The organism is Thermoanaerobaculia bacterium, assembly GCA_035593605.1.
In the GTDB taxonomy this organism is placed as follows: Bacteria; Acidobacteriota; Thermoanaerobaculia; order UBA2201; family DAOSWS01; genus DAOSWS01.
This window is the reverse complement of sequence record DAOSWS010000005.1, coordinates 80,173-90,885: the sequence shown is the minus strand read 5'-3', so window position 1 is coordinate 90,885 and position 10,713 is coordinate 80,173. Positions and strand designations below refer to the sequence as shown.

Here is a 10,713-nt window from a genome sequence, read left to right as displayed (position 1 = left end):
TTCGAAATTCTCGGCCTAACGATGAATGTCGAGTCGATCCATCAGGTGGTACAGTCCGTTTCTGGATATGCCAAGAAGATCAGCAGCCGCCCGGATATTGCCATTTGTCCTCTTCAACGACTCCTTGAGAGCGATTTGCCGGACAAGGTCCAGTAACGTTTCAAGATCCAGAACACCCAGGACACTCACATATTGCTCCAGAATCTTCGCCAGCGCGCTGAGCCACAGAGACTCCATGGCCAGCGGTTCTGCTTTTTTCATTTGAATTTCCAGCACCACGTCACCAAGGCTGAACCGGTCCCCATCCTTCAGGGAAACAGGATCATGAATCGCCTTTTCGTTCAGCATGGGCTTTGCGACACCCTTCAACGGGTGGATAAAATATGAGTGTGTATCTCGAGTCAGGAGCGCGTGGACTCTTCGTACGCCGGGAAATGGAAGATAGATGTCACATGTCGGGTCTGATCCAATGGCGTACTCTTCATTCTCGAGATAAATGTGCTTTTCACCCGAGGGAGCCCTGCAGATCAATGTCCACATGTTGAAGAACTAAGCAAGAAAGATGCCAGGTTTTTTTATGAGGGGAAAAATCACTTCCATCAAAACAGGATGAACCAGGAAAGGCGTTTTCCGAATCCTACCCGAAGAACTAAAATGAAAAACTTTTCACTTCAAGTGAAATATATTTCACACAAAGTCTGTAAAGGCGTGGCGATGCCACCACGGATCATAAAAACGTAAAGAGATTCCTCTCTCCAATAAGGCTTCATAGCGGTCCACGACTTCAGCAAAGGATTGTGGGGACGTCAGTAAAGGATTTTTCGAACTGCAAAATCCGAAAGACCACATCCCTCCCGGATAGGTTGGAACGGGACCGGTATAGCGAAAAACCTTTCCAAAAACACTGCGTGCGCAGGTAAGAATCTGTTCGTGAACCGATCCCATGCCGAGAGGACTCTCGGCCTGGAACGCAAAGATACCGTCTTCCTGCAACACAGCCTGAACATTTCTGTAAAATTCAGTTCCGAAGATGCTCAGGGACGGCCCCGTAGGATCGGACACATCCGCATAGACGATATCGACCTTCTGTCCCGTATTCTTCATGTTTCTTACCCACTCGAGACCATCTCCGATGGTCAGGCTGTACCGGGGATCCTTCATAATGTCCTGACCCCTGGCATCCTTCCATAATTCAGGGAAGTACTCTCTGCACATGGTGACGACCCGTTCATCGATCTCAACCATATGGAGATTTCGAATGGAGGGGTGCTTGAGAATTTCCCTCGCCGCTCCCCCATCCCCTCCTCCGATCAGGAGAACATCCAACCCTCGATCCGGTGCAACCATGATCGCCGGATGGATCAACTGTTCATGGTAAAAATATTCATCTTTCTGCGTCGTTTGCAGGGCTCCATCCAGAACCAGCACATTCCCGAGATCGAGAGACTCAAAAATCAGAAGGGATTGAAACGGAGTCTCTTCCTGGTGAAGAACTTTTCTGACCCGAATCGAAACCTTCATTCCAGGTCCTTCGATATCAGACCACCAGATATCCTGATGTCTTTGAGGGGAAGAGTTCATGAATCAGTCAGCGCAGATCACACGCTGGGGCACGTGAACATGCTCACCCCGATCCTGGACAATCACTTCATGGTGAGAGGGCTTGAAGGATTCAAGCATCATCCTCTCAACAAGGGACAAATCGGTCTCAAGATTACAGGTGAAGAAATCTACCGCCGCGTAACCCAGTTCCGGCCACGTGTGGACAGAGACGTGGGATTCCGCCAGGAGTACAACACCTGACACTCCGTGGGGCGTAAAGGCATGAAAAGAATCTTTCAACGGGGTCATGCCACTTCGGCGCGCAATCGTATAAAGGATCTTTCTCAACATGGCTTCATTGTTGAGAAGCTTAGAATCACAGTTATGGAGTTCAATCAACAGATGCAGGCCTAACGCTTTCAATATTCACCTCCTCTCTGCCGGACAATTGCCCTGGCACCGAATCACGAGCGCATATTATACACGGTTACCCGGATCAAGAAAACATGGCATGAATAAAAATATTCCCGGTAATTCCGAATCAACTATCCCGGGGCTTTGAAAGTCCTGTATAATGACAAACAGCATATTATTTTCGAACCAGGGAGAACAGGTACGCCTGCAGTACGAACTATGGAGGAGGCGACATGATAAAGCATCTTCTTCTCGGGATCGACGGAAGTGAAATTGCCCGGAATGCGAGCAACCTTGCCTTCTGGGTTTCCGATCTATGGGGGGCGAAGGTGGACGCCCTTCACGTTGTCGACACAACGCACCTGAAGGCCGAGTATATGGCTGATATTGCGGGATCCATGGGTTTCGAGCCATTTGGTAATTACGCCGCTCAGGAAGAGAAAATTCTTTCTGATCTTGGAGATCTTATCGTACAGAATTTTATCGACTTCTGTGAACGATTTTCAGTGTCGTGCTCGGTGAGCAGTGTAATTGGAACCGTTGGAACCTCTCTCCTGGAAGCCTCTCGTAAAGTGGACCTGCTGATTCTTGGCCGCAAGGGAGTGAATGCGGCATTTCATCCCGATCGTATGGGATCGACCGCAGAATATATCCTTCGACGGACATCACGCCCCCTTATTATTGTCCCGGATCGAGCATCGCCGCCGGAGAAATTTATCGTTGCTTACGATGGATCAGATTCTTCCTATAAAGCACTATCTCACGCCGCAAGGTTTGGTGAAAAGCTGAATGTTCCCCTTACCGTGGTCCATGCGGGGGAAGATGACAGACAGGCTCCTGATATTCTGAAAGGAGCCTCCTCCTACCTTGAACCTTATCATCTGGAGATTCAAGCTGAATTTCTCAAGGGACCTGTCGAAGAAAGTCTCGTAGAGTTCATTGCTGACCAGCCTTCCTCCATGCTCTTTCTGGGGCTCCGTGGCCATAGCCGCATTCGGGAGCTTCTCCTGGGATCGACAGCCGAATTTGTCGTCAACCGAACCCAGATTCCTGTATATTGTGTACCATGAAAATCTTTGAACAGAGTTCGACTCCCTATTTCCCTCTCATCCTCTCCAAGCTGCACATTGAAGGACGAAGCGGCCAGGTGGAGGTCAAAGATGATGATACAACGTACAATTTCATCCTGGACAAAGGAAGAATTATGGCCCTTTCTTCGTCCAACTCGGAGGAATCCCTCTCCCAGTTGATCATTAAATCCGGCCTGATCAGCCCCTGGGATGTCGAGCTGGCCCAGGAAGCGGTTGATACGACAAAAGGAAGGCCTCTCGGCAGTCTCCTGGTTGATATGGGCCTGGCTCAGCAGGAAATGATCATAGACCAGCTGAACCGAAAACTCGAACAGACCCTCGTCCAGCTTTTCAAATCCCGTAAAGTCGATGTCACTTTCCGACCGGAAGTACAGGTCGTAAGCTGGAAGATTCTGCCTTCAAAAACAACTGCGGACCTGATTCTTGCAGCTTCCCGTGCCATCGACTCTCCATTGGCCATCGACCGAGTTATCGACAACCCGCAGAAATTCCTCCACCTGAGCCAGGATGTCCGGTTGCGTTATCAGCAGGCCAGCACCAATCGTCTGGAAAAGACAATCCTGCACCACGCCGATAAAGGCCCTCGAATCGAGCAGATTCTGGAATCCAATCCTCAAATCGATCGTTTCCAGCTATTGAAAACGATTTTCGGCCTGGTCATGGCCGGCCTCCTTGAAGTATCCAGCACGCCTCCCGCCCGGGATTCACTGTCGATCCCGCAGAAGGCTGAGGGAGAAGAATTCACCCTGACCCGGAAAATGGTTGTCGAAAAATTCCATCACATCGGTATTCAGGAACCCAATGAGTTCCTTGAACTTCCTGACACTTTTACTCCCATAGACATCCGGCGACAGTATGAGACACTCTTATCCATTTACCACCCCGATCAGAGTTCTAAGGAAACATTGACCGACCTGACCCATCAGCTGGAAGCCATCTTCCTCGAACTGACCCGTGCTTACAATATCCTTACCCGAAAGGAAGCACCCCGCCCCAAAGAATCTTCAAAGGAACCCGCTGACAGCCCTTCAGACACCCAGGTCAAGCTGAAGACCGCGTCGACCAATTACCAGTATGCCCTGCGGATGTTGAGCGATCGGAAGCTGGCCGATGCTATGACGGCCATCCAGATGTCCGTAGACAATGACCCGGGTAACTCATTCTACCTTTTCAAAATGGGACAGATCCTGCGCCGAATTCCTGGAAAGCAGAAAGAGGCTGAACTTTCCTATCGCCGGGCCCTGGATCTCGACCCGCTGAGCACAGATATCATGGCGGATCTTGCTTCTCTTTACTGGGAAAACGGGATGAAGGCCAAGGCCAACACGACGATGAGACAGGCCTTTTCCATCGATCCATCGAATACGAGGCTTCAAAAGTTCTGGCAATATCTTCAGATCAGCGATCGCACCCTGCCCATGAAAGAGATCTTTTATTTTCTCGGGGGATTGCTCTTAGGAATTGGCCTGGCAACGCTTATGTGATCGAATCCGTACAATGTGACGGAACGTACCTGCAATCGGAGCAAAGGAATGACATCCCCCTGAATCCGTTTCTGTCCGGGGTATGAGGTGATCCTTCCATTGTTCCGTCATCCTTGCAAAGGATGGGTAAACCCGATATGATGTGCCCCATGCCAGAGCACCACAGGAGGTTGTTTTGATGAAAGTACTAAGTCTTTTCGGAATGTTTATGCTTTTCCTCTGTGTCAGCTGTTCTACAGTCACACAGACGGCTCAGCCTGCAGCTCCCGCTGCCGCGAAAAAAACTCCCGCTCAGAAGGCAAATGACAATCGCGTCGCCGTACTCAATGGCGCCGACATTACCCGGTCTGAGCTGGAGGAATTTCTCGGTCCCGCCCTGGGACAGATCCGTCAGCAGGAATATCAGATCCTCTCTTCAGGTCTAAAGGATTACATCTTTCTAAAGCTCCAGGAGAAAGAGGCTGCGGCTCTCAACATTTCCGTTGAAGAATATTACAAGCAGAACGTAACGGATAAAGCCGGCAAACCGACGGAAGAAGAGATCTCCCAGACATTGAATCAATATCGGTCCCGCCTTCCCCAGGATGAGAAGGAAGCCCGACAGAAAGTCATGGAATTCCTTGATGGCCAGAAGATTCAGCAGCAGGAGGAGATCTTCAAGAATGAGCTGCTCTCGAAGGCAAAGTATAAAACCTTTATCCAGCCTCCCCGCCTGGATGTCAAGATTACAGAGAACGACCCTAAAAAAGGTCCGGCCGATGCACCCATCGTCCTGGTGGAATACTCCGACTTCGAATGCCCCTACTGTGGAAGGGTTCAGTCTACTCTCGAGCAGGTCGCCAAAGACTATGACGGCAAGATTCTCCACGTTTTTAAAAACCTGCCCCTCGAATTCCACAAGAGCGCCCGATTTGCCGCTGAAGCCGCACTCTGTGCCAAGGATCAGGGAAAGTTCTGGGAATTTCATGACTGGATGTATCAGAACCGAAGCAAGCTGAATTCCGATGGAGTCAAGGAGTATGCGGGTTCTCTGGGTATGGATGTCGACGCCTTCACAAAATGCATGGATGAACACAAATACGCCGCCCAGATCGATGCCGATGTCGTACAGGCTCAGATACTTGGAGCGACGGCAACCCCCTCTTTTTTCATTAACGGTCGTTTGCTGAGGGGCGCACAGCCGCTGGAACAGTTCAAGGAGATCATCGATCAGGAGCTTGAATTCGCCGCACAGAAAGCAAATTAGAGTCCTGGGCATCGATGATGCCCCGTTTCGACGGGACGTGACGCGCAACGTCCTGGTCGTGGGTGCCCTCTATCGAGGACGTGACTATCTGGAAGGTGTCCTTACAACCACGATCACCCAGGATGGATGGAACGCAACCAGACAATTGGCGGCCATGATTGGCCGCCGTTTTTTTCACCAGATCGACCTGGTCGTACTCGATGGAATCACCCTTGCCGGTTTCAATATCGTTGACATCCACACCCTTCACAGAATGACCGGAAAGCCGGTCCTTGTCACGATGCGCAAGAAACCCGACTTTGCATCCATTCGCTCCGCACTCGGAAACCTCTCCCGCCCTTCCGCCCGATATAAAGTCATAGAAAGGGCGGGCATCCCCCTTCGTGTCGGTCCGCTCTACATTCAGACGGCGGGATTACAGGAAATGGAAATCGCATCCATTATTCCAGAAATAACCCTTTGCGGTCATATTCCGGAGGCACTGCGGGCAGCGCATCTTATCGCCGGCGGATTCGGTGCAGGTGCAAGCAAAGGAAGAGCTTGAAACTGGAAATACGAATCAAAGAACAACGCAAATCCCCCGTCGGGCTATGCTATACTCTGCCCACTGTCCTTTGAGTTTGCCAACTCGGGAAATGCAAGCAATCTAAGGAGGTGTACATGATCGGAATCATAGGTTACGGCTCTTATATTCCCCGATACCGGATCAAGGCTGACGAAATTGCCAAGGTCTGGGGTGCGGATGCGGAGAGCTACAAACGTGGGCTTGCCCTTACTCAAAAATCGGTTCCTGCACCAGATCAGGACGTCATCACGATGTCCGTGGAAGCCGCGCGGAACGCCCTGAAGCGGGCGGGAATCAACCCTGCCGACATCGGTGCGATTTACATCGGATCGGAATCTCACCCCTATGCTGTCAAGCCTTCGGGAACAGTCGTGGGAGATGCTATCGGAGCCACGCCCCACATACACTGTGCCGATCTTGAATTTGCATGCAAAGCAGGATCGGAAGGCATGTACATTGCCTATTCCCACGTTAAGTCCGGTGAGATGAACTTTGCCCTGGGAATCGGAGCCGATACCAGTCAGGGAGCGCCCGGTGATGCCCTTGAATACTCAGCCGCAGCCGGTGCGGCCGCCTTCATCTTCGGAAAAGGCGAAGGGGTTCTTGCGTCCGTGGACTTTACCCATTCCTACATGACGGACACACCCGATTTCTGGAGAAGGGAGTATCAGCACTATCCCCAGCATGGAGCCCGATTCACCGGGGAACCCGCTTACTTTCACCACATCACGGGTTGCGCCAGAGCCCTGCTGGAAAAATCGGGAATGAAACCTTCAGATTTTGCCTATGCCGTATTTCATCAGCCCAACGGAAAATTTCCGATGCGAGTTGGAAAAATGCTCGGCTTCACCCGGGAACAGATGGAAACCGGGTGGCTTGTGCCTCTCCTTGGAAATACCTACTCGGGAGCCTCACCCCTTGGACTGACAGCCATTCTCGATGTTGCCAGGCCCGGGGACAAGATCTTCATGGCCTCGTTCGGCTCCGGTGCCGGTAGCGACGGGTTCATTTTTACCGCCACAGATAAACTTCCTGCTGTCCAGAAAAAGGCGTTGACGACCCGGTTTTACCTGGATAAGGGACAGATCTATCTCGACTACGGATCCTATGCAAAGTTCCGTCACAAGATCCGTAAGGCCAACGAGAGCTAGGAAGGGATACAGTCATGAAAGATATAGCCATTATCGGAATTGGAATGACACAGTTCGGAGAACTGTGGGAAAAATCACTGAGAGACCTGTTTGTTGAAGCCTCCCTGGAAGCCGTAAAGGATGCGGGCGTCGATCACGTTGATGCGCTCTACGTCGGATCCATGAGCCCGGGACTCTTTAACAACCAGGAGCACATCGGATCCCTTATGGCCGATTACCTCGGGCAAAAGTATATTGCCGGAACACGAGTGGAATCCGCCTGCGCTTCAGGCGGCGCAGCCCTGCGTTGTGCGGCCGCCGCCGTTGCATCCGGCATGCATGAAATCGTCTTAGCGGGCGGCGTTGAAAAGATGACCGACGTTTCCGGAGGAGACGCGACCTTCGCCCTGGGAACGGCAGCGGATGCCGATTACGAGTCCTTCCTTGGGGTTACCTTTCCGGGACTCTATGCCATGATGGCTACCGCCCACATGGCGGCGTACGGGACGACCCGTCAAATGCTATCAAGGGTTGCGATAAAAAACCATGCCCACGGATTGAAGAATCCCAGGGCCCAGTATCGCCTTGCGATCGACGAAGATACGGTTGTCAACTCCCCGCTGGTAGCCCATCCTCTTCACCTTTTCGACTGTTCCCCGATCACGGATGGTGCGGCGGCCTGCATCGTGACCACCCTGGAGAACGCAAAAAGAATCTGCAAAAAACCCATTGTGACGATTGCCGGATCGGGTCAGGCTACGGATTCGATCGCCCTCTATCAGCGTGATGACCTTCTCTGGCTTAATGCGACAGAGGAGGCCGCGAAGCAGGCGTACACCATGGCCGGGATCGGCCCAGAAGATATCGATTTCGCGGAAGTGCACGACTGCTTTACGATCGCAGAAATCATGGTGATCGAAGCCCTCGGTTTTGCGGAACGTGGAAAGGGCGGCACCTTTGAGCTCGAAGGACACACCGCACTCGGCGGGAAAAAACCGATTAACACTTCGGGCGGCCTCAAATCGAAGGGACATCCCGTCGGCGCGACCGGCATTGCCCAGATTTGCGAACTCGTCACCCAGCTCCGGGGAGAAGCAGGCGAACGCCAGGTACAGGGAGCCAGGCGTGCCCTGGCCCAGAACATGGGAGGCTCGGGTGGAAGCGCCGTCGTACACATTCTGGAGGTGAACGCATGACAACTTCGGCAAGGATCTGGAGAGAAAAGCCCCAGAGGTACAGACTGGAAGCCAATGCCTGCAAGGGCTGTGGTAAGGTATTCTTTCCTCCACGCCTGGTCTGTTCCGCCTGTGGAGGCCGCGAGTTCACGCCCACCTCTCTTCCCGGAAAAGGGAAGGTTGTGACCTTTACGGTTATCCATACACCACCCACCGCCTTTGACGATGAAAGCCCCTATGCCATGGCTGTAGTGGAGTTGGAAAATGGAGCCCGGATCTTTGCACAGCTCGTTGATGTGGATCCCGACTCCATAGCTATCGGAATGGCCGTGAAGACCGAATTCCGGAAAATACAGCAGGCCGGATTATCCGGAGTTCTCTGCTACGGGTACAAGTTCGTTCCCGATGTTTCGGCTTAAGACAACCGTCAACACCTCGGACGCCGAATTCAGGGCGAACCGGGATTTCTATCAGGAACGCAGAACTCAGTACCTGGAGGTCCTGAACCGAACCAGGGAGGGTGGACCGCCTCATCATCGGGAAAAACACATTTCCCGGGGAAAGCTGCTGGCCAGGGACCGAATTGAACGATTACTGGATCCCGGTACCCCCTTTCTCGAACTTTCGGCTCTGGCCGCGAATGGCATGTACAACGACGAAGCCCCCGCAGCCGGGATGATTACAGGAATCGGATTCGTGAACGGACGCGAAGTCATGGTGATTGCCAATGATGCGACGGTCAAGGGCGGAACCTACTTTCCGGAGACGATCAAAAAACATATCCGGGCCCAGGAAATCGCCCAGGAAAACCGCCTCCCCTGCGTCTATCTGGTAGACTCCGGGGGTATTTTCCTTCCCGAACAGGCCGGCACATTTCCCGATAAAGAACACTTCGGCAGGATTTTCTACAATGAGGCCGTAATGTCTTCCCTGGGCATTTCGCAGATCTCCACGGTTCTTGGATTCTGTACGGCGGGAGGGGCCTATCTTCCCGCCATGAGCGACGAGGCAGTCATCGTGAAGGAACAGGGGACCATCTTCATCGGGGGCCCGCCTCTGGTAAAGGCTGCCACCGGTGTCGACGTCACCCCCGAAGAACTTGGCGGTGCCGACGTGCACTGCAAGATCTCGGGTGTATCCGACCATTATGCCCTGAACGATGAGCACGCCCTGGAAATCACCCGGAACATCATCGAGAACCTCCCTCCGGCGATCAAGTTTCCTCTTCATCGTGAAGAGCCGGAAGATCCCTATTACGATCCCGAGGAACTCTACGGGATCATGCCAAGGGACTTTCGAAAACCCTTCGACATTCGGGAAGTGATTGCCCGCCTCGTCGACGGCTCCTACTTTCACGAGTTCAAACCCTACTACGGTTCCACCCTGGTAACCGGCTTCGCACGAATCCACGGATACCCCGTGGGCATCGTTGCCAACAACGGGGTACTCTTTTCCGAAAGCAGCCAGAAGGGCGCTCACTTTATTTCCATGTGTTCCGTTCGTAAAACTCCCCTGATCTTTCTGCAGAACATCACCGGTTTTATCGTGGGAAAAGATTACGAGCACGGGGGGATCGCAAAAGACGGCGCCAAGATGGTCCATGCCGTTGCGACGGCCCAGGTACCCAAGTTCACCGTAATCGTGGGGGCATCCCACGGTGCCGGAAACTACGCCATGTGCGGCCGCGGCTACCTTCCCCGTCTGCTCTTCATGTGGCCCACGGCAAAAATATCCGTCATGGGAGGCGAGCAGGCAGCAGACGTCCTGGCCCAGGTCAAACAGCAGCAACTGGAAGCAAAGGGCAAGACACTGGCTCCGGAGGAGATGGAGGAGATCCGCAAACCCATCCTGGATAAATATGCTTACGAATCCTCCTGTTATTATTCGACCGCCCGTCTGTGGGATGATGGGATCATTGACCCGGTGGAAACGCGGGATGTTCTGGGATTGTCTATCGCGATGAGTCTCAACGCCCCCATTCCGGACCACAGGTTTGGCATCTTTCGGATGTAGGTAAGGTCTTCCGATTAATTGATTAACCTTCACCGCCCCCTTTCCGGGGGCGG

Annotated in this window: 11 protein-coding genes; 8 read left to right on the top strand and 3 right to left on the bottom strand. The window is 52.7% G+C overall.

Annotated features, from left to right (window positions below; translation table 11 throughout):
- Positions 1-15: 15 nt before the first annotated feature.
- The 3 genes from PLD04_03755 to speD all read right to left on the bottom strand — a co-directional run bounded on the left by PLD04_03755 (position 16) and on the right by speD (position 1,965).
- Positions 16-540, bottom strand: coding sequence for an FHA domain-containing protein (locus PLD04_03755; GenBank protein ID HXK67433.1), 525 nt, complete (start codon positions 538-540; stop codon positions 16-18).
- Positions 541-687: 147 nt separating this feature from the next.
- On the bottom strand, positions 688-1,581 hold the full coding sequence (gene speE, locus PLD04_03750; GenBank protein ID HXK67432.1) for a polyamine aminopropyltransferase: 894 nt from the start codon (positions 1,579-1,581) through the stop codon (positions 688-690).
- 3 nt (positions 1,582-1,584) lie between these two features.
- Positions 1,585-1,965, bottom strand: coding sequence for an adenosylmethionine decarboxylase (gene speD, locus PLD04_03745; GenBank protein HXK67431.1), 381 nt, complete (start codon positions 1,963-1,965; stop codon positions 1,585-1,587).
- Positions 1,966-2,189: 224 nt separating this feature from the next.
- On the opposite strand from speD, the gene PLD04_03740 reads away from it, so the two are divergent.
- The 8 genes from PLD04_03740 (at position 2,190) to PLD04_03705 (ending at position 10,660) form a co-directional block, all read left to right on the top strand.
- Positions 2,190-3,026 carry a universal stress protein gene (locus PLD04_03740; protein HXK67430.1) on the top strand — a complete coding sequence of 279 codons (837 nt, stop codon included), beginning with the start codon at positions 2,190-2,192 and terminating at the stop codon, positions 3,024-3,026.
- Positions 3,023-4,531 (top strand): DnaJ domain-containing protein, encoded by a 1,509-nt coding sequence (locus tag PLD04_03735; GenBank protein ID HXK67429.1) that lies wholly within the window; start codon positions 3,023-3,025, stop codon positions 4,529-4,531. The genes PLD04_03740 and PLD04_03735 overlap by 4 nt, the downstream gene beginning before the upstream one ends.
- 178 nt (positions 4,532-4,709) lie before the next feature.
- A complete protein-coding gene (locus PLD04_03730) occupies positions 4,710-5,777 on the top strand; it encodes a thioredoxin domain-containing protein (protein HXK67428.1) in 1,068 nt (355 codons plus the stop codon).
- Positions 5,778-5,814: 37 nt separating this feature from the next.
- The gene (locus PLD04_03725; protein HXK67427.1) at positions 5,815-6,321 is read left to right on the top strand and encodes a DUF99 family protein; all 507 of its coding nucleotides are present in this window, start codon (positions 5,815-5,817) and stop codon (positions 6,319-6,321) included.
- Between the two features lie 116 nt (positions 6,322-6,437).
- Entirely contained in the window at positions 6,438-7,493 is a 1,056-nt protein-coding gene (locus PLD04_03720) for a hydroxymethylglutaryl-CoA synthase (protein ID HXK67426.1), read from the top strand.
- A gap of 14 nt (positions 7,494-7,507) precedes the next feature.
- A complete protein-coding gene (locus PLD04_03715) occupies positions 7,508-8,668 on the top strand; it encodes a thiolase domain-containing protein (GenBank protein HXK67425.1) in 1,161 nt (386 codons plus the stop codon).
- Entirely contained in the window at positions 8,665-9,066 is a 402-nt protein-coding gene (locus tag PLD04_03710) for a Zn-ribbon domain-containing OB-fold protein (GenBank protein HXK67424.1), read from the top strand. Before PLD04_03715 ends, PLD04_03710 begins: the two co-directional genes overlap by 4 nt.
- Positions 9,053-10,660: a carboxyl transferase domain-containing protein gene (locus tag PLD04_03705; GenBank protein HXK67423.1), complete on the top strand. Its 1,608-nt coding sequence runs from the start codon at positions 9,053-9,055 to the stop codon at positions 10,658-10,660. The genes PLD04_03710 and PLD04_03705 overlap by 14 nt, the downstream gene beginning before the upstream one ends.
- The last annotated feature ends 53 nt before the right edge of the window (positions 10,661-10,713 follow it).

Bases quoted from the DNA above. Each gene is read 5' to 3' on its own strand.
- PLD04_03755 (HXK67433.1), bottom strand. From the start codon at position 540: ATGTGGACATTGATCTGCAGGGCTCCCTCGGGTGAAAAGCACATTTAT.
- speE (HXK67432.1), bottom strand. From the start codon at position 1,581: ATGAACTCTTCCCCTCAAAGACATCAGGATATCTGGTGGTCTGATATC.
- PLD04_03740 (HXK67430.1), top strand. From the start codon at position 2,190: ATGATAAAGCATCTTCTTCTCGGGATCGACGGAAGTGAAATTGCCCGG.
- PLD04_03735 (HXK67429.1), top strand. From the start codon at position 3,023: ATGAAAATCTTTGAACAGAGTTCGACTCCCTATTTCCCTCTCATCCTC.
- PLD04_03730 (HXK67428.1), top strand. From the start codon at position 4,710: ATGAAAGTACTAAGTCTTTTCGGAATGTTTATGCTTTTCCTCTGTGTC.
- PLD04_03720 (HXK67426.1), top strand. From the start codon at position 6,438: ATGATCGGAATCATAGGTTACGGCTCTTATATTCCCCGATACCGGATC.
- PLD04_03715 (HXK67425.1), top strand. From the start codon at position 7,508: ATGAAAGATATAGCCATTATCGGAATTGGAATGACACAGTTCGGAGAA.
- PLD04_03710 (HXK67424.1), top strand. From the start codon at position 8,665: ATGACAACTTCGGCAAGGATCTGGAGAGAAAAGCCCCAGAGGTACAGA.
- PLD04_03705 (HXK67423.1), top strand. From the start codon at position 9,053: ATGTTTCGGCTTAAGACAACCGTCAACACCTCGGACGCCGAATTCAGG.